The 21,366-nt window shown below is 68.9% G+C and carries 16 protein-coding genes and 1 tRNA gene; 5 read left to right on the plus strand and 12 right to left on the minus strand.

Translation table 11 applies throughout. The features are described 5' to 3' along the window. Window positions 1-33: 33 nt before the first annotated feature. The 3 genes from ACPCHZ_RS16220 to ACPCHZ_RS16230 all read right to left on the minus strand — a co-directional run bounded on the left by ACPCHZ_RS16220 (window position 34) and on the right by ACPCHZ_RS16230 (window position 5,557). The gene (locus tag ACPCHZ_RS16220; protein WP_423485659.1) at window positions 34-2,367 is read right to left on the minus strand and encodes a glycerol-3-phosphate 1-O-acyltransferase; all 2,334 of its coding nucleotides are present in this window, start codon (window positions 2,365-2,367) and stop codon (window positions 34-36) included. Beyond that, window positions 2,364-4,016, minus strand: a complete 1,653-nt coding sequence (locus tag ACPCHZ_RS16225; protein ID WP_423485734.1) for an HAD-IB family hydrolase — start codon at window positions 4,014-4,016, stop codon at window positions 2,364-2,366. The genes ACPCHZ_RS16220 and ACPCHZ_RS16225 overlap by 4 nt, the downstream gene beginning before the upstream one ends. Before the next feature lie 62 nt (window positions 4,017-4,078). Beyond that, window positions 4,079-5,557: a wax ester/triacylglycerol synthase family O-acyltransferase gene (locus ACPCHZ_RS16230; protein WP_423485660.1), complete on the minus strand. Its 1,479-nt coding sequence runs from the start codon at window positions 5,555-5,557 to the stop codon at window positions 4,079-4,081. 125 nt (window positions 5,558-5,682) lie between these two features. Between ACPCHZ_RS16230 and ACPCHZ_RS16235 the strand changes: the two genes are divergently transcribed. The 4 genes from ACPCHZ_RS16235 to ACPCHZ_RS16250 all read left to right on the plus strand — a co-directional run bounded on the left by ACPCHZ_RS16235 (window position 5,683) and on the right by ACPCHZ_RS16250 (window position 11,564). Next, window positions 5,683-5,759 (plus strand) — tRNA-Arg (locus tag ACPCHZ_RS16235). Between the two features lie 106 nt (window positions 5,760-5,865). Then, window positions 5,866-7,851 (plus strand): molybdopterin-containing oxidoreductase family protein, encoded by a 1,986-nt coding sequence (locus ACPCHZ_RS16240; RefSeq protein ID WP_423485661.1) that lies wholly within the window; start codon window positions 5,866-5,868, stop codon window positions 7,849-7,851. A gap of 411 nt (window positions 7,852-8,262) precedes the next feature. Further along, the gene (locus tag ACPCHZ_RS16245) at window positions 8,263-8,682 is read left to right on the plus strand and encodes an MmpS family protein (protein ID WP_423485735.1); all 420 of its coding nucleotides are present in this window, start codon (window positions 8,263-8,265) and stop codon (window positions 8,680-8,682) included. After that, window positions 8,679-11,564, plus strand: coding sequence for an RND family transporter (locus ACPCHZ_RS16250; protein WP_423485662.1), 2,886 nt, complete (start codon window positions 8,679-8,681; stop codon window positions 11,562-11,564). The genes ACPCHZ_RS16245 and ACPCHZ_RS16250 overlap by 4 nt, the downstream gene beginning before the upstream one ends. Window positions 11,565-11,726: 162 nt before the next feature. Here ACPCHZ_RS16250 and ACPCHZ_RS16255 read toward each other — a convergent pair whose 3' ends face one another. Together ACPCHZ_RS16255 and ACPCHZ_RS16260 are read right to left on the minus strand one after the other, a co-directional pair. Beyond that, a complete protein-coding gene (locus tag ACPCHZ_RS16255) occupies window positions 11,727-12,185 on the minus strand; it encodes a DUF5078 domain-containing protein (RefSeq protein WP_423485663.1) in 459 nt (152 codons plus the stop codon). A gap of 21 nt (window positions 12,186-12,206) precedes the next feature. Continuing rightward, window positions 12,207-12,614: a DUF732 domain-containing protein gene (locus ACPCHZ_RS16260; RefSeq protein WP_264015479.1), complete on the minus strand. Its 408-nt coding sequence runs from the start codon at window positions 12,612-12,614 to the stop codon at window positions 12,207-12,209. Between the two features lie 81 nt (window positions 12,615-12,695). Between ACPCHZ_RS16260 and ACPCHZ_RS16265 the strand changes: the two genes are divergently transcribed. Then, entirely contained in the window at window positions 12,696-13,448 is a 753-nt protein-coding gene (locus ACPCHZ_RS16265; protein WP_423485664.1) for an enoyl-CoA hydratase, read from the plus strand. A gap of 11 nt (window positions 13,449-13,459) precedes the next feature. On the opposite strand, the gene ACPCHZ_RS16270 is transcribed toward ACPCHZ_RS16265, so the two are convergent. From ACPCHZ_RS16270 to ACPCHZ_RS16300, 7 genes are all read right to left on the minus strand, one after another. After that, entirely contained in the window at window positions 13,460-14,614 is a 1,155-nt protein-coding gene (locus ACPCHZ_RS16270) for a dihydrolipoamide acetyltransferase family protein (RefSeq protein ID WP_423485665.1), read from the minus strand. Continuing rightward, window positions 14,611-15,669, minus strand: a complete 1,059-nt coding sequence (locus ACPCHZ_RS16275) for an alpha-ketoacid dehydrogenase subunit beta (RefSeq protein WP_423485666.1) — start codon at window positions 15,667-15,669, stop codon at window positions 14,611-14,613. The genes ACPCHZ_RS16270 and ACPCHZ_RS16275 overlap by 4 nt, the downstream gene beginning before the upstream one ends. Before the next feature lies 1 nt (window position 15,670). Continuing rightward, entirely contained in the window at window positions 15,671-16,738 is a 1,068-nt protein-coding gene (gene pdhA / locus ACPCHZ_RS16280) for a pyruvate dehydrogenase (acetyl-transferring) E1 component subunit alpha (RefSeq protein ID WP_423485667.1), read from the minus strand. Between the two features lie 179 nt (window positions 16,739-16,917). Next, the gene (locus tag ACPCHZ_RS16285) at window positions 16,918-17,727 is read right to left on the minus strand and encodes an HpcH/HpaI aldolase/citrate lyase family protein (protein ID WP_423485668.1); all 810 of its coding nucleotides are present in this window, start codon (window positions 17,725-17,727) and stop codon (window positions 16,918-16,920) included. Next, window positions 17,727-18,218 (minus strand): MaoC family dehydratase, encoded by a 492-nt coding sequence (locus ACPCHZ_RS16290; RefSeq protein ID WP_264015484.1) that lies wholly within the window; start codon window positions 18,216-18,218, stop codon window positions 17,727-17,729. The genes ACPCHZ_RS16285 and ACPCHZ_RS16290 overlap by 1 nt, the downstream gene beginning before the upstream one ends. Further along, window positions 18,215-19,378, minus strand: coding sequence for an acyl-CoA dehydrogenase family protein (locus ACPCHZ_RS16295; RefSeq protein ID WP_423485669.1), 1,164 nt, complete (start codon window positions 19,376-19,378; stop codon window positions 18,215-18,217). The genes ACPCHZ_RS16290 and ACPCHZ_RS16295 overlap by 4 nt, the downstream gene beginning before the upstream one ends. Before the next feature lie 2 nt (window positions 19,379-19,380). After that, the gene (locus tag ACPCHZ_RS16300; protein WP_423485670.1) at window positions 19,381-21,363 is read right to left on the minus strand and encodes a biotin carboxylase N-terminal domain-containing protein; all 1,983 of its coding nucleotides are present in this window, start codon (window positions 21,361-21,363) and stop codon (window positions 19,381-19,383) included. Window positions 21,364-21,366 lie beyond the last annotated feature (3 nt).

A 21,366-nucleotide genomic window follows, 5' to 3' on the forward strand; every position in this document is an offset into this window, starting at 1 on the left:
TGAGGTGCCCGGCCGGTCGCCTCAGCCGTCCTGCTAGGAGCGGCGCTGCGCCTCGCGCTCGGCGAACTGCGTGCGCGCCAGCTGCTCGACGCGGTCCATGTCGGCGAGGATGCCGCACAGTTCGGCGTGGAACGTCTCGCGGCGCTGATCGAGGTCGTCGGCGGGCGACAGCAGATTCTGGTCGGCGGCCACCTGGCGGGCCGTGGCGAACAGCAGAGCCGACACCGACTCGGTGCTGCGCACCCGGTTCTGCGCCACGTACTGCTTGCCAAGGCCGAGCGCCAGCTTGGTGAGGTCCTTCTCGCCGATCTCGGCGGGGGCGTCCCGCAGCACGTCGGCGGTGATCTCGTAGGCCTCGAAGAACGGCCGCAGCATCGCCGCGGCGATCAGCGGCCGCTTGGCCCGCAACAGCCGGTCGACGTCCTCACCGCCCGCCGAGACATGGGCCTCCCAGTCGGCATGCCACGACATCTCCTCGGCGACGTGCTCGCGGAACGCCGCCGAGTCGGCGAAGTAGAAGTCGAACTTCAACAGGTCGCGCAGCCGCATCGCCTGCGACCAGAACGCCGCGAGGTGGTCGCCGTCGCTGCGCCTGGCATAGGCCAGCGCGAGTTCGACGATCGACGTCTCCAGGAAGGCGTGGATCAGGGTGTTGCGGTAGAAGGCGGCCTGGTGCTCGTTCTGCGGTGCGATCGACCAGACCGGTTCCCGACCGCTGTCCACCCTGGTGACCGGGTGCCCGTTGGACAGTGCGTCCACCGCGGCGAGCACCCCTTCGGGGGTGCGCAGCCGCAGCGCGCTGTTGGTCATCGGTGTCTGCTTGCGCTGTAGGTAGTCCAGCGAGTCCTGCAGTGTGTGGTGCAGCTGGTCGAGGGTCAGGGCTACGCCGCGGGTGGCCAGCAGCAGCGCAGACACCAACCCGGTCGCGTTGACGGGGGTGACCTGCAGGATTCGCCAGGCCACCTCGAACGCCATCTTCTGCAGCGCAAGGCGTTTGGTCGCCTGGTCCTCCGCGGCCGGACCGTGCGCCGGGCCGAGGTACTGCTTCATCGACACCGCCTCGGGGAAGCGGACGTAGATCTTGCCGAAGTTGCGCTCCCCCTGGGCCTTGATGAAGTTGTAGAGCCAGCTGACACCCTCGGCGGCCTTCTCGCCGCCGCGGGCGTACTCGGCGTACTCGGCGGTCTCGTGCAGCTGGTCGAAGCTGATCGAAACAGGTTGCAGCAGAAGGTCGTCGGTGCGTCCGGCGAGGTAGGCGTCCGCGACGTAGGACAGCAGGCCCAGTTTCGGCGGCAGCATTTTGCCCGTCCGGGACCGGGTACCCTCGATCGACCAGCTCAGGTTGAACCGCTTCTCGACGACGTAGCCGATGTATTCCTTGAGCACGTACTTGTACAGCGCGTTGTCGCCGATGTTGCGCCGGATGAAGATCACCCCGGAGCGGCGGAGCAACGAACCCAGCGGCGGGAAGTCCATGTTGATGCCGCCGAACGTGCTCACCGGCGGCAACCGGTTCTCGTACAGTGCGACCGTCAGCACCGGATTGTCGAGGTTGGACCGGTGCGACCACAGCATCACCGCCGGATGGTCCTCGAGGTTGCGCCGCATCGCCTCGACCTGGTCGCGGTCGTAGTCGATGCGCGGATCGAAGCCGCGGCTGAAGATGGCGCGGCTCAGCGCGGGGATCAGGTCGATGGACACCCTGCTCCAGCCCGTGGCCATCTCGTCGAGCATCGCGCCGGCCTTCTCGAGGTCGGCGCCGTCGATCTGGTCCAGCCCCGACCGGAACCGGGCCGAGGCCAGCATCTCCGGCTTGACCAGCCGCGGCGACTTGTATTCCGGACCGAGCAGGCGGTACTCGACCCGTTCGATGGCCAGCGCCGCCCGACGGAGCACGAAATGCGCGAAATCGCGCGGGTTCTCGGCGACCGTCGTGTCACTCCACTGCTGGCGGAGCTCGGAGACCTTGGCGGGCTCGCCGGCCACCACGCGGGCCCGCGCCGGGTCCTTCTTGAGGATGCGTCGCTGCAGGATCTCCGGCGGACGGTAGGTGTCGCGCCCGGAGATCAGCGAGACCACCTTCGAGCGGGTCGGCAGTCCGCCGGGAACCCAGAACACCCGCACGGGCACGACGGTGCGGTCCTGATCGGCTTCGAGTTCGGAGACCAGCCGGGCGAGCACGGCGGGCGGCGGGTCGTCGACGACCGGCAGCTGCAACACCTCGACGCGGACGTCGGGATGATCGCGGCGCTGTGCCTGCAGCCAGTCCTCGAGCAGCTGCACCTCCGCAGGAGAGGAGGCGGCGGCAAGCACCAGCGCGTCGTCGGTGGTGGTGAAGCTGTCGAAGTAATCGGCTGGGCGTTTCACGGGCGGCCTTTCGCACCGGGATTCTTGGTGCCCGGGTTCTTCTGTGCGGCAGTCTTCTTCGCCGGCGCCGGCTTCTTCGCAGCCGTGGCCTTCTTGGCAGCCGTGGTCTTCTTCGCGGCCTTCTTCGCCGGTGCGGCCTTCTTTGTGGCGGCCTTGGTCGCCGTGGCCTTCTTCGGTGCGGCCTTCTTCTCGGGCTTCTCCGGAGACTGCCCGGCCGGCCGCTTGTACAACGCCGGGGTCGGCAATTCCTGGTACGGCCAGGCTTTCAGCGTGTCCAGGTAGATCTTGCGGATCTCGTCGATGCGCTCAGGCAGATCCTCGACCGTCCAGCCGTCGGTCGAGATCGGCGGATACACAGCGATGTCCACGGTGCCGGGGTTGAAGGTGCTGGAGTCCCGGGCGGCGACCACCTCGGCGTTGCGGATGACGATCGGCACGATCGGGATACCCGCGGACATCGCGATCCGGAACGGCCCCTTCTTGAACTCGCCGACCTCGGTGGTGTCGAGGCGGGTGCCCTCGGGTGCGATGAGGATCGAAATACCCTTGCGGGCAAGCTCTTCGATTTTGTGCAGCGCCTCGACGGCTTTCTTCGGATCGTCGCGGTCAATGAACGCCGCGTCCATCACCTTGCCGATGGTGCCGATGATCGGATCGTTCTCGAGCTCCTTCTTGCCCACCGAGGTGAAGTCGGTCTCGACGAGCCTGCCGGCGATCAGCGGGTCGGCCTGGTTGCGGTGGTTGAAGATGAACACCGCGGGCCGCTGGGCGGTCAGGTTCTCCTGCCCGAGCACGTTGAGGCTGATGCCCGCCGTCGTCAGCACCAGCCGGCTCCACGCCGACGTGAAGAAGTTCACCCCGCTGCGCCGGTTGCGGTTGAGCAGCCCCCATCCGACGGCGCCCGCGGCGACCGGCACCAGCGAAGCGATGCCCGCGACCGTGCGCAACTGCGAGACCGGGCTGCTGCCGGAGCGACTGGTGAACCGCAGCACCGGCCACCCGCGCTTGGCGGCGACGGCCGCCAGCTTGCCCGCGGGATTGGTGGGACGCGGATTGCCGACCAGGTACATCAACGCGACGTCCTCGTCGCCGTCGGCGTAGAAGTAGCTCTTGGCGAGGTCGACGCCGTTGCGGGCGGCGAACGCCTGAACGGCCCTGGCCTTGCCCGGGCCCCAGATGATCGGCCGCGTCACCTCGCCGGTGATGCAGCCGTCCTCGTCGGTCTCGAACTTGTTGCTGAGCACGTTCTCGATGCCGAGGTACTCCGCGACCGGCTCCACCTGGACCGTCAGCGCCGACGAACTGAGCACCACGGTGTGCCCGCGCGCCATGTGCGCCCGCACCAGGTCGCGCATCTCGGGGTAGATGCGGTTGCGGACGTGCTTGTCGAAGAGTCGCTCGGCCAGTTCGTCGATGTCGGACAGCGAACTGCCACGCAGCATCCGCGCGCCCTTGCCGATCAGGTCCTCGAACTCCGAGCGCCCCAGTTGGTGGTTGAGCCCGGCCTGCACCATGCCCATGAACTCGCCCACGCCCATCTGCCTGCGACGCAACCGGTCACGGGTCATGATGACGCCGGTGAATCCGGCCACCAGTGTGCCGTCGAGGTCGAAGAAGGCGCCGATCTCCGGGCCGCCGGGGCCGCCCATGATCTCGGCCACCGACCCCGGCAACCGGATGGTCCGCGGGTCGGATTGCTGATCGTCCGCCGTCACTGCTGTGCGCTCCCATTCGACGAGGCCTTCGACCGGTCGGCGACCGATGCGGGTGAGGCACGGCCCGGGCCGCCCAGTGCGAGCACCTCGTCGAAACCCTCGATGAGGCAGCGGGCGAACAGGTCCGGGTCTCTGATCGACGCCCGATCGTAGCGGGCGGTGACGGTGCAGTACCCCGACCGGGACACCAGCACCACCATCATCGCCACCCCCGGCAACGGTCCGATCCCGTACTGCCGCAATATCTTCGCGCCCGCGATGTAGGTGTCGCCGGCGTAGACCGGCACATTGCTCGCCTGCACGTCGGAGTTGACGACCGATCCGGCCATCGCTTCGAGCACCGAATCGGGCATCAGGCTCGCCACGGGCGCGACGGCGCCGACCATGTCGAGCGCACGCTCCTCACGCTTGCGGGTCATCTGCGCCCGGACTCTGCCGATCCGGGCGACCGGGTCGGTGACGCCGATCGGCGCGGCCAGGTTGACCCCGACGAAGCGGTTGCCGCCGGCCGGGTCGGCATCCGACCGCAGGCTGACAGGCACCGCCATCGGAAGCGTCGCGACAGGCACCCCGAACGCCTCGTGATAGAGCCGCAGGGCGCCGCACACACCGGCCAGATACGCGTCGTTGATGGAGCCGCCCGCCGCCTTCGCCGCCTTGTGCAGATCGCTGAGCACCATGTCGATCGCCTCGCTGCGTGTCGACAAGCTGCGCCTGCGCAGCAGCGGTGAAGGTTCCGCGACCGAGCCCACCACCCGCGCGCCGGACCGGGCGTAATCGACCACCCCGGCGACCGTCGACACCGGGTCGCGAACCACCTTGCCCACGGCGCTGACAGCACCCCCCAGCGCGCCGCGGACACCGCCGAGGATCGACAGCGGCAACCGGTTGACGCCCTCGCGCATCAGGTCGTTGGGCGACAGGTCCTGCGGGATGGGGATCGGGGGCGCCTGCTGCGGCGGCGGATCGCGTTCCAGGTCGTAGACGCTGGCGAACATCTCCACCCCGCCGACACCGTCGGTCACCGCGTGACTGAAGTGCAGCATCGTCGCGGCGCGACCGCCCTCCAATCCCTCCACCAGGGTGGCCGTCCACAGCGGTCGGGAGATGTCCAACGGTGACTGCAGGGCGATCTCGGCGAGGTCGATCAGCTGGCGCATGGTGCCCGGGTCGGGTATCCGCACCCGGCGCACGTGGAAGTCGAGGTTGAAGTCGGGGTCGACGACCCAGCGCGGGGCCGCGGTCGGCAGGGTCGGGGTGACGACCTTCTGGCGCAGCCTCAACACCTTCCGGGAGGCGTACTCGAAGCGGGTGCGGAACCGGTCCCACTCCGGGGTGGTGTCCAGGATCTCCACAGTCAGGATCCCTGAGCGGGTGCGGGGATTGGCCTCGCCGCGGTGCAGGATCTGATCGAACGGGCTGAGTTCCTCCGGCAGCCCCGCCGCGTCCGACTCCGGCACGTCGCTCGTTGGCACGCTGTGTCCCCCTCATGGCCCGATTGCTCACGACCACGCTAGTCCGCGTCCCCGTGCGGGGGGCGGCGTTTCAATAGCTGTCACAGGGGGTGCGCAGGCCCGCCCGGGATACACTCAGCGACGCTGCCTCCGTAGCTCAGTTGGATAGAGCAAGGGCCTTCTAATCCCTAGGTCGCAGGTTCGATTCCTGCCGGGGGCGCCAGAGGCATGTGAGTCGTTGCCGTCGCGGAAACCGCGTTCTCATTTTTGCGTAGCCGTTCTCTTGAAACGCACATCTCTTCCCGCCAGGCGAGAGTACGTTTCCCGACATGCACACGGTCCGCAGTTTCTGCCGGGTCTGCACCTCCGTCTGCGGCATCCTGGTCGACGTCGACGGTGACGAGGTACTCCGCGTCCGCGGCGACAAGGACCATCCGTTCTCCCGCGGCTACACCTGCGCCAAGGGGCGCGCTCTGCCGTTGCTGCACCACCATCCCGACCGCCTCGAACGGCCCCGCACCCGGGTCGACGGCGAACAGCAGGACACCAGCTGGGACAGCTGTCTCGACGACTTGGCCACCCGGCTGCGCGCCATCATCGACGAGCACGGCCCCGAGTCGGTCAGCTTCTACTTCAGCACCATGGAGAGCGCCGGGTTCCGGATGGCCGAAGCGCTGCACGCGGCGATCGGCACCCCGGCGAAATTCAGCCCGCTGACGATCGACGGCACCGCCAAGCCGCTGGTGTCGGACCTGGTCGGCGGCTTCATGGGACTGTCCGGACGGACGGATCTCGACACCACCGACTTCCTGCTGCTCGTCGGGGCCAACCCGGTGGTGTCCCACGGCCACGCCATCTCGATGCCCAACCCGACGGGCACGGTGCGCGACATCGCCGCGCGCGGGCAGGTGTGGGTGATCGACCCACGGCGCACCGAGACCGCCCGGCTGGCCACCGGCCACCTGGCGCCGCGCCCGAGCACCGACCATGCGGTGCTGGCCCACCTGGTGCGCGAAATCCTGCGCGACGGCGTGAAACCCGATGTCCCCGTGCAGGGGCTCGACGAGCTCACCGCCGCGGTGGAACCGTTCACCCTGGAGCACACGGCGATGTACGCCGACGTCGCGCAGGCCGATCTGACCCGGCTCGCTGCGGCGGTCCGCAGCGCCAGATGCGTCGCGATCGAAACCGGGACCGGCGTGACGATGACCGCCGAGCGCGCCAACGTCACCCAGTGGCTTGCGTGGGTGCTGATGATCCTGACCGGCGCGATGAACCGCCCGGGCGGGACGTGGTTCCACCCCGGGTTCGCCTATCAGCTGGAGGCTTTCGGTGATCTGCTGCCGATCACCCCGATCGAGGGATCGTTCGGACCGGGTCCGCGCAGCCGGCCCGAGGCGCAGGCGTTCATCAACGAATGGCCCTGTGCGGTGCTGCCCGACGAGATCGAGGCGGGCAACATCCGTGCGCTGATCAACGTGGGCGGCAGCCTGGTCACCAGCTTCCCCGAGACCGGGAAGCTCATCCCCGCACTGCAGAGTCTCGAGGTGTTCGCCACCACCGAGATCATCGACAACGAGACGACGCGGTTGGCCACGCACGTCCTGCCGACCAAGGACCCGCTCGAACGGCCCGACATCACCCTGCACGACATCCTGAGCTCGCGGGTGTCCGTCCAGCACACCCACGCTGTCGTCGACCCGGTCGGCGAGCGGCGCTCGATGTGGTGGGTGTTCGCCGATCTTGCGCGACGCCTGGGCTACGACGTCGGCACGCTGGCCGATCCGGACACCAGCACCGACGACGATGTCCTCGCCGTCCTGCTGGCCGGCGGCCGGACGCCCTTCGACGAGGTGGTCGCGCACGGTTGGGCGGAGGCGCCGCGCGAGCTGCCCGCGGCGTGGGTGGACCGGCACATCGACCGGATGGGCGGCTGGCGGCTGGCTCCGCCGATCCTCGTCGCGCAGCTGGCGGCCCTCGAGCCGCCGCCCGCCCTGATGATGGTCCCGCGCCGGCAGCGCAAGAAGCTCAACGGGCAACTCGACTTCCTGGGCGAACCCGCGGAGATCATCTTTCATCCCGTCGACGGAGCCGCCGCGGGCGTGGTGAGCGGTGAACGCGTCACCGTGCGCAGCGCGAACGGGGAGGTCACCGGCATTGCGAAGGTCGACGACTCGGTCCGGTCCGGGGTGGTGTCGATCCCGCACGGTCACCACGACTGCAACGTCAATCGACTGACCAGTAAAGACGACATCGACCGGGTCACCGGAATGGTGCGTTATTCGGGCATTGCCGTCAGCCTCCATCCCGCCTGACCAGCAAAGCGCCCCCGGGACGTAGCCCGGTCGCAGCCACCGTCCCGGTGTAATCTGCACCCACCGTTCAGCGTGCGGATACAGGCTCATCGGACACGTCACCAGGCGATCGACCGGGTGCGAAGTGTGAGCCACATCACACTCGCAGGGTCTCGTGAGCTACCGCACAGTAGCCGGGCACGTCTGTTTTCTGGACGACAAGTTAAATAGGCTAATCTGTGTCTCGACGACTGTTTGCCTGGCGTCGTTCATCGGGTCGAAATGTAAGGGGTCACCATGTCTCGGACGGACAACGTCACCTATGACGGTCCCGGACAGGTGAGCCAGCCGCCGGTCGGGCGGAAGCCGGCGAACGTGCCTGCGCCGCCGTCGCGCCAGAAGCCGACCAAGCGGCGGCCGACCGCCGTCGACATCTTCAAGAAGATCTGGATCCCGCTGCTCATCCTGACCGTCGTGGTGGTGGCCGGATTCACCGTGCACCGCATCCGGGGATTCTTCGGCGCCGAAGGCGTGACGGTGACACCCAAGGTGTTCGCCGACGACCCGGAACCCTTCGACCCGAAGGTCGTCCGGTACGAGATTTCCGGCAACGGCAGCTACGCCGACATCAACTACCTGGACCTGGATGCCAAGCACCAGCGGGTGGACGGGGCAGCGCTGCCCTGGAGCCTGACCCTGGAGACGACCGCTCCGTCGGCGGCTCCCAACATCGTCGCCCAGGGCGACGGCGACTTCATCTCCTGCCGAGTCATCGTCGATGACGTCGTGAAAGACGAGAGGACTTCCAGCGGCGTGAACGCCCAGACCTTCTGCTACGTGAAATCGGCATGAGCGCACCCACCTACGACGCGCCCACCGACGCTTTCCCGCCCGCCCGACACCCTTCGAAGCCGTTCATCCCGCGGATGATCCGCGCCCTCGCGGTGCCCATCATCCTCGGCTGGATCGCCGTGATCGCCGTCGTCAACGTCGTCGTCCCGCAGCTCGAAGAGGTCGGGCAGCTGCGCGCGGTGTCGATGAGCCCGGACGACGCCCCGTCGATGATCTCGATGCAGCAGGTGGGCAAGGTCTTCGAGGAAGGCGACTCCGACAGTCAGGTGATGATCGTCCTGGAGGGCGAGAACCCACTCGGCGACGACGCACACGCGTACTACGACCAGCTCATCGACAAGCTCGAGGCCGATCCCGCCCACGTCCAGTCCGTGCAGGACTTCTGGAGCGACCCGCTCACCGCCACCGGCGCGCAGAGCAGCGACGGCAAGGCCGCCTACGTCCAGCTGAAGCTGGCGGGTAACCAGGGCGAGTCACTGGCCAACGAGTCGGTGGACGCGGTCCAGGCGATCGTCAACAGCATTCCGCCGCCGGACGGCGTCAAGGCCTACATGACCGGCCCGGCCGCGCTCGCGGCCGACCAGCACATCGCCGGCGACCGCAGCATGCGGTTGATCGAGGCCGTCACATTCACGGTCATCATCGTCATGCTGCTGCTCGTCTACCGCTCGATCATGACGCTGATCCTCGTGCTGGTGATGGTCGTGCTCTCGCTCGCGGCGTCGCGCGGCGTGGTGGCCTTCCTCGGCTACTACGAGATCATCGGACTCTCCACGTTCGCGACGAACCTCCTCGTCACACTCGCGATCGCCGCCTCCACCGACTACGCCATCTTCCTGATAGGCCGATATCAGGAGGCGCGAAGTGTCGGCGAGGACAAGGTGACCGCGTACTACACGATGTTCAAGGGCACGGCGCACGTCGTGCTCGGCTCCGGTCTGACGATCGCCGGCGCCACCTTCTGCCTGAGCTTCACCCGGCTGCCTTACTTCCAGACCCTGGGCGTCCCGCTGGCGATCGGCATGGTCGTCGCGGTGCTGGCCTCGCTCACACTGGGTTCGGCGATCGTCGTGGTGGCCAGCAAGTTCGGTGCGCTGGAGCCGAAACGCGCACTGCGGACCCGTGGTTGGCGCAAGGTCGGTGCGGCAGTGGTGCGGTGGCCGGGTCCCATCCTGATCGGCACCGTCGCACTCGCGCTGATCGGCCTGCTCACACTTCCCGGGTACCGGACCAACTACAACGACCGGCACTACCTGCCCGCCGACCTGCCGGCCAACGAAGGGTACGCGGCCGCCGACCGGCACTTCGACCAGGCCCGGATGAATCCCGAGCTGATGATGATCTCCAGCGACCACGACCTGCGTAACTCGGCGGACTTCCTGGTGATCGACAAGATCTCGAAGGCCATCTTCCGGGTGCCCGGCGTGGCGCGAGTGCAGGCCATCACCAGGCCGGACGGCAAGCCGATCGAGCACACGTCGATCCCGTTCCAGATCAGCATGCAGGGCACCACCCAGCAGATGAACCAGAAGTATCTGCAGGACCGGATGGCCGACATGCTCAAGCAGGCCGACGAGATGCAATCCACCATCGACACGATGACACGGATGCAGAACCTCACCGCGCAGATGGCCGACACCACGCACAGCATGGTCACCAAGATGAAGGGCATGGTCGTCGACATCGAGGAATTGCGCGATCACATCGCCGATTTCGACGACTTCTTCCGGCCGATCCGCAACTACTTCTACTGGGAACCCAAGTGCTTCAACATCCCGGTGTGCTGGGCGCTGCGCTCGGTCTTCGACACCCTTGACGGCATCAACGTGATGACCGACGACATCAAGGCGCTCATGCCGGACATGGAACGGCTGGATTCCCTTATGCCGCAACTGGTCACGATGATGCCCGAGATGATCGAGACCATGAAGACGATGAAGACGATGATGCTGACCATGTATGCCTCCCAGAAGGGCATGCAGGATCAGATGGCCGCGATGCAGGACGAGTCCAACTCCATGGGCGAGGCCTTCGACGCGTCGATGAACGACGACTCGTTCTACCTGCCGCCGGAGATCTTCGACAACGAGGACTTCAAGCGCGGCATGGAGCAGTTCATCTCGCCGGACGGCAAATCGGTGCGCTTCATCATCTCCCACGAGGGCGATCCGATGTCCCCGGAGGGCATCAAGCGCATCGACGCCATCAAGCTGGCAGCCAAGGAAGCCGTCAAGGGCACCCCGCTCGAGGGCTCGACGATCTACCTCGGCGGCACCGCGGCGACGTTCAAGGACATGCAGGACGGCAGCAACTTCGACCTGCTGATCGCCGGGATCGCCGCGCTGGCACTGATCTTCATCATCATGTTGATCATCACCCGCAGCGTGGTGGCCTCCGCGGTGATCGTGGGCACGGTGGTGTTGTCGCTCGGCGCCTCGTTCGGCCTGTCGGTGCTCATCTGGCAGCACCTGCTCGGCATCGAACTGCACTGGATGGTGATGGCGATGGCGGTGATCATCCTGCTCGCCGTCGGCGCCGACTACAACCTGCTGCTGGTGTCGCGGTTCAAGGAGGAGATCCACGCCGGACTGCACACCGGCATCATCAGATCGATGGGCGGCACCGGCTCGGTGGTGACCTCGGCCGGCCTGGTGTTCGCGTTCACGATGATATCGATGGCGGTCAGCGAGCTGACGGTGATCGGTCAGGTGGGCACGACGATCGGACTGGGTCTGCTGTTCGACACGCTGATCGTGCGGTCGCTGATGATGCCGTCGATCGCCGCCCTGCTCGGTCCGTGGTTCTGGTGGCCGCAGCGGGTCCGGCAGCGGCCGGTCCCGGCGGCGTGGCCGCAGTCGCCGCAGAACTTCACGTCCGTCTGAGCGACACCCGAAACGAGATCCGCCCGGTCGATCCGACCGGGCGGTTCTCGTTGTGGCGCATATGACTGCGGCGTAAGGGGCGCGGCGGGCCCGGCTGCACTGAGCGCAAAAAGAATCCGCCCGGCCGTACGGCCGGGCGGATCTCGATGAGCGGCTTGGTTGCTACCAGACCCAGACGGACATGTCGTTCGGCGGGTAGTTCATGCAGATGTCCGTGGTGTGCGCGGCGACACCCTTGTTGTTGAAGAAGATCTTCGCCCAGTTCGGCCAGTTCCAGTGCAGCTGCTCGTAGAACGCGTTGGTCACGGTGTCCTCGGAGTACTGGCGACGGCCCTTGTAGTCCATCGAGAAGAACCAGTGGATGCGGTCCTGGACCGCGCGATGCACCTCGGGCGACTTGTTGTTGTAATCGATCATGTAGCGCTCGTAGTACACGGGTTCGACGTCGCGGGCGGCGGCCAGGATCTGCTCGGCCGTGCACGGCGTCCGCAGGATCCGGTTCGGGATCGGGTAGTCGTCGGTGGCGTCCGCGGAGGCGACGCCGGGTGCGACCGTCAGCAGGCCGGCGGCGGCCACGGCCACCATCCCGGAGTGGACCATGGAGCGAATGCTCTTACGCATGTCTGTCTTACCTTCCTGACGTCAGCGCTCGGCCGGCAGCGGGGGGCCTGCCGGCACCGGTGCCGGTGCCGGAGCCGCCGGGTTGGCGACCCGTTGCAGGGCCACCATCTGGTTCGGGCAGTACACGGGAATGGCCTCGCCGAGGAACTGCCACGACTGCTCGGTCGTGCTGCCCCTCTGCAACTGGTCGAAAACGAACTTCGCGGACTGCACGGCGTCCTTGTCGACGCCGCGATTCAGCCGCTTGCAGGCGATCTTGGCGATCCAGGCGTTGTAGTCCTTCTGACCGTAAATGCCGTAGGCCTGAAGGCGCTTGGCGAATGCGGTGTCCGGTTCGGGCTGCGCCATCGCGGGCGCAGCCAGGCCAACGGCGATCGCCGCACCTGCGACCGCGGTGGTCAGTCCCTTGGTGAGTCCCGCTAACTTCATGGGTGGATACTACATTGCTCCTGCCGGTCGACGCAGCCACTCGAGAATGGCAAATACCGGGTGCGAACTAGGCTCACAGCCGTGTCCAACCCGGTCCTGGTCGACGTCGCCGACCACATCGCCCTGATCACCGTCAACGATCCAGATCGCCGCAATGCGGTGACCTTCGAGATGTCCGCCGGCCTGCGCCGGGCCGTCGACGCGGCCGAGGCCGACGACGACGTCCACGCCGTGATCGTCACCGGCGCGGGCAAGGCGTTCTGCGCGGGCGCCGACCTTACCGCGCTCGGCGAGGCCACCGAGGACGGGTTGCGCCGCATCTACGACGGCTTCCTCGCCGTCGCCGACTGCACTCTGCCCACGATCGCCGCCGTCAACGGCGCGGCCGTCGGCGCGGGGCTCAACCTGGCGCTGGCCGCCGACGTCCGCATCGCCGGACCTGCGGCGCTGTTCGACCCCCGGTTCCAGAAACTCGGTATCCACCCGGGCGGCGGCGCCACCTGGATGCTCAACCGTGCCGTCGGACCGCAGGCCGCCCGGGCGGCGCTGCTGTTCGGTATGCGCTTCGACGCCGAGTCCGCGGTGCGCCACGGGCTGGCGCTGGAGGTCGCCGACGATCCGGTCGCGGCGGCCAGGGCCCTCGCCGCGGGTCCGGCATCGGCGCCCCGCGACGTCGTCATCGCCACGAAGGCCTCGATGCGGGCCACCGCCAACCCCGGCGCCGTCGACAGCGACCAGCACCGGTTGGCCGTCGACGTGGAGATCGGCCCGCAGGCCACGTCCATCGAGTCACCCGAGTTCGCCGCCCGGCTGGCCGCGGCCAAGCGCCGCTGACCGGACCCGTCCTACAGGTCCGCGAGCGCCAGGTCCGGCGACTCGACGAGGTCGCGCAGTTCCCGCAGGAACGCCGCCACCTCGGCGCCGTCGGCCACCCGATGGTCGAACGCGCACGTGAGCGTCATCGTCGGGCGGGCCACCACCTCGTCGTCGACCACGACGGCGCGCGGCTTCAGCGAGCCGATCCCGAGGATCGCCGCCTCCGGGTGGTTGATGACGGGCACGCCCTCGTCGAGGCCGAGCGCGCCGAAGTTCGAGACCGTGAAGGTGGAGCCCTGCAGTTCGGCCGGTGTCAGCGTCCCGGCCCGCGCGCCATAGATCAGCCGGGTGACCTCCGCCGCGAGTTCGCGGGTGGTCCTGGCCTGCGCATCGGCCACCACGGGAACCAGCAGCCCGCGCGGCGCCGCGACACCCACTCCGAGGTGCACGGCGGAATGCCGGTGGATGCGGGGCCCGTCGACGGTGTCCATCCAGGTGGCGTTGAGCAACGGGTGGTGACGCAGCGCGACGACCAGCAGCCGCAGGGTCAGCACGAACGGCGTGACCGACTCCACACCCAGCCGGTCGCGCAGCGCGAGCAGCCGGGTGCCGTCGACCTGCACCGAGGCATGGGCGTCGGGGATCTCCCGGCGGGACACCGCCATCCGGCGCGCCATCTCCAGCTGTACCCCGCGCACCGCGTCGACCTCCGGCTGCGCCGCCTCACCTGCCGACTCGCTCGGCGTCCCGACCGCCCCGAGAACGTCGGCGCGGGTGACGATCCGGTTGGGCCCCGACGGTTCGACGGCGGTGAGATCGACGTCCAGGTCGGCCGCCAGTTTGCGCACGGGCGGTTTGGCGCGGGCCCGCCGCCTGCTGCCGTCCATCGAGCCGTCGGCGCCGTAACCCACCAGCACGGCGGTGCGGGCAGGCGCCTCGGCGGTCTCGATCCGCACCAGCGGCGCCCCGACGTCGAGCGTGTCCCCCGCGGCGCCGCCGAGCTCTACGATGCGGCCCGCGTACGGACTCGGGATCTCGACCTCGGCCTTGTTGGTCTCGACCGTGCACAGCGTCTGGTTGAGTTCGACGTCATCGCCGACGGCGACGTGCCACGCGGTGACAGTGGCGTCGGCGAGCCCCTCCCCCAGATCCGGCACCGCGAACTCGCGGACGGTGGCGCTCATGGCCGCGTCATCGCCTTCTCGACGCAGTCGAGCAACCGGTCCGGCCCGGGCAGCCACAACTTCTCCAGCCGCGCGGGTGGATAGGGGGTGTCGAAGCCGGTGGCCCGCAGCACCGGCGCCTCCAGGTCGTAGAACAGGTCCTCCTGGATGCGCGCCGCCAGTTCGGCGCCGAAGCCCAGCGTGCGGGGGCCCTCGTGCATGACGACGGCACGGCCGGTCCGGCGCACCGACTCCGCCACGGTGTCGAAGTCGAGCGGGTTGAGCGACCGCAGGTCGACGACCTCGAGGTCCCAGCCGAAGCGGTCCGCGGCGATGTCGGCGGCGCGGACGGCCGTCGCCACCAGGGACCCGTAGGTCACCACGGTCACATCGGCTCCGGGCCTGCGGATCACGGCCTTGCCGATCGGTGGCCCCGGCACCGTGGTGTCCACCGGTCCGCGTTCCCAGTAGCGGCGTTTGGGCTCGAGGTAGATCACCGGATCCGGGCTGGCGATGGCATGGCGCAGCAGCCAGTACGCGTCGGACGGGGTGGCGGGCACCACCACCTTCAGCCCCGCGGTGTGCAGCCAGTAGCTCTCGGTGGACTCCGAATGGTGTTCCACCGCACCGATTCCGCCGAAGGACGGGATCCGCACGGTGACCGGCATGTCCACCTCGCCGTGCGTGCGCATGCGATACTTGGCCAGATGGCTGACGATCTGGTCGAACGCCGGCGCCGCGAACCCGTCGAACTGGATCTCCGGTACCGGAACGAACCCGCGGATGGCCAGCCCGACGGCGATGCCGATGATGGCCGACTCGGCCAGCGGGGTGTCGAAACACCGCTGGTCGCCGAAGGTCTCTGCCAGCCCCTCGGTCACCCGGAACACGCCGCCGAGGGTGGCGACGTCCTCGCCGAACACCAGCACCCGGTCGTCGGCGGCCAGCGCGTCGTGCAGCGCGCGGTTGACCGCCCGGGCCATGGTCGATTCGGTGTCGGTGCGGACGGTGCTCAGCATCGGCCGCGAAACGTCGTCACCGCCGTTCGCCGCGGGCCGTTCGATGGTCTGGGTCATCTCATCCCTCCTTCGCCAGTTCGGCGGTCAACGCGTCGCGCTGGCGCACCAGGTCGGGCGTGATGTCGTGATAGACGGTGTCGAAAACCTCGGCGACGTCCATGTCCGGTGTGCCGAGCACCGACTTCCGGAGTTCGGCCCGCAGGCGCTGCGACCGGTGCGCCACCCGCTCGTCCAGCCGGTCGCTCCACACCCCGGTGCGCTGCAGGTGGCGCCGGTAGCGGTCGACGGGGTCGCGTGCCCGCCAGGCGTCGACCTCGCCGTCGGTGCGGTAGCGCCGCGGGTCGTCGGAGGTGGTGTGCGGACCCATCCGGTAGGTGAGCGCCTCGACGAACGTCGGCCCGCCGCCCTCGCGTGCCCTCCGCGCGGCTTCGGCCGTCACCGCAAAGCAGGCCAGCACGTCGTTGCCGTCCACCCGCACCGCGGGCATGCCGTAGCCCTCGGCGCGGTGTGCGAGCGACGGCGCGGCGTGCTGTCGTCGCTCCGGCACCGAGATCGCCCACTGGTTGTTCTGGACGAAGAACACGACGGGCGCACCGAACACCGCGGCGAGGTTGAGCGCCTCGTGCGCGTCACCGGTGGAGGTGGCGCCGTCGCCGAGGAACGCGACCGTCACCGAGTCCTCGCCGAGCCGCTGCGCGGCCATCGCCGCCCCGACCGCGTGCAGGCCCTGGGTGCCGATGGGGATGGCGATCGGCGCGCAGCACCTGCTGGTGAAGCCCAGGCCGCCGTGCCAGCGGCCGCGCCACACCGCCGCGACGTCGCCCGGCGGGATGCCGCGGACGAGGAAGGCGCCGAGTTCGCGGTACTGCGGGAAGAGCCAGTCGGTCTTGCGCAGACACGCCACGGCGCCGACCTGCGCCGCCTCCTGGCCGCGGCAGGAGGCGAAGAGTGCGAGCTCCCCCTGGCGCTGCAGGTTGACGAGTTCGGTGTCGACCTCGCGGGTGACGACCATCGACTCGTAGAGCCAGGCCAGAGTTTCGGGCGGGAGGTCTCTTCGGTATCGGGCCTCGTCGGTGGGGGCGCCGTCGGGCGCCACCAGTCGAATCGGTTCGACGAACCCGGCCATACCGCCTCCTGGGGTCACTGGCGGCGGGTCGCGCCGTCAGGCGACTGAGGTGCTCGGTACGAAGGCGGTCAGCGCAGGGCCTCGGGTGTGAGGCCTGTCGGCCGGCGGCCAGGGTGTGGCGCCGGTGCGACGATGCGCACTGCTCGCTCCGTATCGGGGCACTTACCAGTATGCGCGCGTCACCGCGGGGCCTGCGCGACGATGCGTTCGGCGCGCCGCAGCACGGGCATGTCGACCATCTGACCCTCGAACTGGAACACCCCCCGTTCGCCGCGCGCAGTGTCCAGGACGCGCCTCGCCCAGTCGACCTGCTCCTCGGTGGGCGCGTAGGCCGCCCGGATGACCGCGACCTGGCTCGGGTGGATCGCGACCTTGGCGTCGAACCCGACCGCGACGGCGTCATCGCTCTCGGCCCGCAACCCGTCGAGGTCCTTGATGTCGAGGTACACCGAGTCCAACGCGATCCGGCCCCACGCCTTGGCGGCGAGCAAGCTCTGCGACCGCACATGCCGGGCCACGTCGCGGTAGCTGCCGTCGGGCCACCGGTTGGACGTCCCGCCGGTCACGGCGAACAGGTCCTCGGCACCCCACATGACGGCGTAGGCGTTGTCGACGCGCGCGGTCTCGGTGACGGCCAGTGCGCCGAGCGGGGTCTCGACGAGCACGATGACGTCGAACGGCGCGAGTGAGCGGACCTGGTCGGCGGACTCGGTCTTGGCGAGCATGATCGTGGAATAGTCCGTCTGCGCCAAGGCCGTCATGTCGAGCGCATGGTCCGGTGTGGCCACCGGGTTAACCCGCACCACGGTCCGGTCCGGGTCGAGGCGGGTCTCGAGCAGCGCCGTGCGCGCCGCCTCGCGATCCCGGGCGCCGACACCGTCCTCCAGATCGAGGATCACCACATCGGCTGCGGCGGCGGCCTTCTCGAAGCGCTCGGGCCGGTCGGCGGGGCAGAACAGCCAGCCCGGGCCGTTGCTTCCCAGCGCCATCAGGCGTCTGCCTCGGGACGCTTGCGCACCATGGTCTTGCGCGAGGCGGTGGCCACCACGTCGCCGTGCTGGTTGCGCGCGACGTGGGAGAAGGTGACGATGCCCTCCCCCGGGCGGCTCTTCGACTCGCGCTTGTCGGTCACCTCGGTCTCGGCGTAGAGCGTGTCACCGTGGAACAGCGGTTTCGGGAACGCCACCTCGCCGAATCCGAGGTTGCCCACGATGGTGCCCTGCGTCAGCTGGGCCACCGAGAGACCGACGAGCGTGGAGAGGGTGAACATCGAGTTCACCAGCCGCTGGTTGAACGGCGGGAGTGCGTCGGAGAACGCGGCGTCGAGGTGCAACGCCTGGGTGTTCATCGTCAGCGTGGTGAACAGCACGTTGTCGGCCTCGGTGATGGTGCGGCCGGGACGGTGCTGGTAGAGCACGCCGGTCTCGAATTCCTCGAACCACAGTCCTCGTTGGACCACCACGCGCTTCGCCTCGCTCACAGACCCGCCTCCCGCGCGATCAGCATCAGCTGCACTTCGGTCGTACCCTCGCCGATCTCGAGGATCTTGCTGTCGCGGTAGTGCCGCGCCACCGGGTATTCGTTCATGTAGCCGTACCCGCCGAACACCTGGGTGGCGTCGCGGGCGTTGTCCATCGCGGCCTCACTGGAGACGAGCTTGGCGACGGCCGCGGCCTTCTTGAACGGCTTGCCGGACAACATCAGCGCGGCCGCGTCGTAGTAGGCCGCGCGGGCGGCGTGCGCCCGTGCCTCCATCCGGGCGATCTTGAACGCGATCGCCTGATAGGTCCCGATCGCCGCGCCGAAGGCCTGACGCTCCTTGGCGTACCTGACGCATTCGTCGACGCAGCCCTGGGCGGCGCCGACCGACAGCGCCGCGATCGCGATCCGGCCCTCGTCGAGGATGCGCAGGAAGTTGGCGTATCCACGGCCCTGTTCGCCCAACAGGTTCTCCTGCGGGACGCGGACGTCGTCGAAGCTCAGCGGGTGGGTGTCCGAGGCGTTCCAGCCGACCTTGTTGTACGCCGGTTCGGCGGTGAACCCCTCGGTGGGCACCGGCACCAGGATCGCCGAGATCTCCTTCTTGCCACCCTCGCGCTGACCGGTCACGGCGGTCACGGTCACCAGCTTGGTGATGTCGGTGCCGGAGTTGGTGATGAACTGCTTGGAGCCGTTGATGACCCAGTGCCCGTCGTCGAGCTTGGCGGTGGTCCTGGTGGCGCCCGCGTCGGAGCCGCCGCCCGCCTCGGTCAGCCCGAAGGCGCCGAGCGCCTTTCCGCTGGCCAGCAGCGGCAACCACTCCTGCTTCTGCTCCTCGGTGCCGAATCGGTACACCGGCATCGCGCCGAGCGACACGCCGGCCTCCAGGGTGATCGCCACGCTCTGGTCGATCTTGCCGAGCTCCTCCAGTGCGAGGCAGAGCGCGAAGTAGTCACCGCCCATGCCGCCGTACTCCTCGGGGAACGGCAGGCCGAACAGACCCATGTCGGCCATCCCGGCGACGACCTCGTACGGGAACGAGTGCTCCTCGTCGTGTTTGGCGGCGACGGGCGCGACCACCCCCTGCGCGAAGTCGCGCACCGTCTTGGCCAGTTGCTCGTAGTGGTCGGGCAGTGTGCCCGTCGACAGGAAGTCACCCATGATCAGTTCTCCTCCGCGGTGATACGGGCCAGCAGCTGACCCACCTTGACCTGGTCGCCCACGGCGACAAGCAGTTCGACCGCGCCGTCGACCGGGGAGGTCAGCGCGTGTTCCATCTTCATCGCCTCGACGGTGACCACCACGGCACCGGCCTGCACGGCCGACCCATCGGAAACCCCCACCGCCACCACCGATCCCGGCATCGGACTGGTCAGTTCGGCGTCGCCGCTGTGGGCCTCGTCGGGCCGCACGGGCGCCTCGGCCACCTCGTCGACGACGGCGATGCGCCCCGCGCCGGCCAGCCAGATGCGGCCGTCGGCTGCGGACACCACGTACTCGGCGCGCAGGCCGTCGACGGTGACGACGAGCCGGTCGCGGTCGAGCGCCGCGGTGAGCGACCGCGCCGGACCGTCCTCGATCGCGACCACCGCACTGCCGGGTTCGCCGGTGATGTGGACGTGATCGGTGCGGTGGCCGGCGTGCAGACGCACGGTCGTCGGCGCCGCCTCTCCCAGCCGCCACCCGGTGGGTACCGCCCACAGGTCGCCACCGCGGGCCGGCCACCCGCGCAGCCACACGACGGCGGCGGCCGCGATCAGCTGGTCGTCGCCGATCGGCACCGGCACGAAATCCGGTGTCCGGCGGTCGAGCAGTCCGGTGTCGAGGCGGCCGGCCGCCACGTCGGGATCGGCCAGCAGGAAGCGCAGGAACTCGATGTTCGTGGTGACGCCCAGAACGGCGGTGCCCGCGAGCGCACGGTCGAGGGTGCGCAGGGCCGCCGCCCGGTCGTCACCGTGTCCGATGACCTTGGCCAGCATCGGGTCGTAATCGCTGCCGACCACCGATCCGGCGCGGATACCGGAGTCCACCCGGATGCCGGGGCCGCTGGGCTCGGCGACGTCCAGAACCGTCCCGCCGGTGGGCAGGAAGCCGTTGACCGGGTCCTCCGCGTACACCCGCGCCTCGATCGCGTGGCCGCGCAGCACGATGTCGGACTGCGCGAGCGTGAGCGGGTGCCCCGCGGCGACCCGCAGCTGCTGCTCGACCAGGTCGATGCCGGTGACCAGTTCGGTGACCGGATGCTCCACCTGCAGACGGGTGTTCATCTCCATGAAGAAGAACTCGTCGGGCTTGTCCGCCGACACGATGAACTCCACGGTGCCCGCGCCTGCGTAGTCGACGCTGCGCGCGGTGTCGCAGGCGGCGGCGCCGATCCGGTCCCGGGTGGCGGCGTCGAGCAGCGGCGACGGCGCCTCCTCGATCACCTTCTGGTGGCGGCGCTGCAGGCTGCACTCGCGTTCCCCGAGGTGGACGACGGCGCCGTGCCCGTCGGCCAGCACCTGTACCTCGATGTGGCGCGGGTTGAGCACGAACCGCTCCAGGAACAGGGTGTCGTCGCCGAACGCCGCAGCGGCCTCCCGACGGGCCGAGACGAGCGCTTCGGGCAGGCCGGCGGCCTCGTGCACCACCCGCATGCCCTTGCCACCACCACCGGCCGACGGCTTCACCAGTACCGGGTAGCCCATGTCGACCGCGCCGGCGATCAGGTCGTCGTCGGTCAGTCCCGGGCGCGACACCCCCGGCACCACCGGGACACCGAAGGCCGACACCGCGGCCTTCGCGGCGATCTTGTCGCCCATGGTGCGGATCGCACCCACGGGCGGACCGATGAACGCGATGCCCGCCTCGTGCAGCGCGGCAGCGAATTCTGCGTTCTCCGAGAGGAATCCGTATCCGGGATGGACGGCCTGGGCACCGGTGCGCCGCGCCGCATCGACCACCGCGGCAATGTCGAGATAGCTCTGCCGCGCCGGCGCGGGGCCGATGTGCACGGCGACGTCCGCCGCGGCGACATGGCGCGCGCCTGCGTCGGCGGTGCTGTAGACCGCGACCGACCGGATGCCGAGCGCACGCAGCGTGCCGATGACGCGCACGGCGATCTCACCGCGGTTCGCGACCAGCACGGTGTCGAAGAGAGTCGTCATATC

Origin of the sequence: Mycobacterium sp. NPDC050041 (assembly GCF_049541695.1) — a bacterium.
GTDB lineage: Bacteria > Actinomycetota > Actinomycetes > Mycobacteriales > Mycobacteriaceae > Mycobacterium.

Coding starts and splice junctions, on each gene's coding strand:
- ACPCHZ_RS16225 (WP_423485734.1), bottom strand. CDS start 4,016: ATGGGCGGCCCCGGCGGCCCGGAGATCGGCGCCTTCTTCGACCTCGAC.
- ACPCHZ_RS16240 (WP_423485661.1), top strand. CDS start 5,866: ATGCACACGGTCCGCAGTTTCTGCCGGGTCTGCACCTCCGTCTGCGGC.
- ACPCHZ_RS16250 (WP_423485662.1), top strand. CDS start 8,679: ATGAGCGCACCCACCTACGACGCGCCCACCGACGCTTTCCCGCCCGCC.
- ACPCHZ_RS16255 (WP_423485663.1), bottom strand. CDS start 12,185: ATGCGTAAGAGCATTCGCTCCATGGTCCACTCCGGGATGGTGGCCGTG.
- ACPCHZ_RS16260 (WP_264015479.1), bottom strand. CDS start 12,614: ATGAAGTTAGCGGGACTCACCAAGGGACTGACCACCGCGGTCGCAGGT.
- ACPCHZ_RS16270 (WP_423485665.1), bottom strand. CDS start 14,614: ATGAGCGCCACCGTCCGCGAGTTCGCGGTGCCGGATCTGGGGGAGGGG.
- ACPCHZ_RS16275 (WP_423485666.1), bottom strand. CDS start 15,669: ATGACCCAGACCATCGAACGGCCCGCGGCGAACGGCGGTGACGACGTT.
- pdhA (WP_423485667.1), bottom strand. CDS start 16,738: ATGGCCGGGTTCGTCGAACCGATTCGACTGGTGGCGCCCGACGGCGCC.
- ACPCHZ_RS16285 (WP_423485668.1), bottom strand. CDS start 17,727: ATGGCGCTGGGAAGCAACGGCCCGGGCTGGCTGTTCTGCCCCGCCGAC.
- ACPCHZ_RS16295 (WP_423485669.1), bottom strand. CDS start 19,378: ATGGGTGACTTCCTGTCGACGGGCACACTGCCCGACCACTACGAGCAA.
- ACPCHZ_RS16300 (WP_423485670.1), bottom strand. CDS start 21,363: ATGACGACTCTCTTCGACACCGTGCTGGTCGCGAACCGCGGTGAGATC.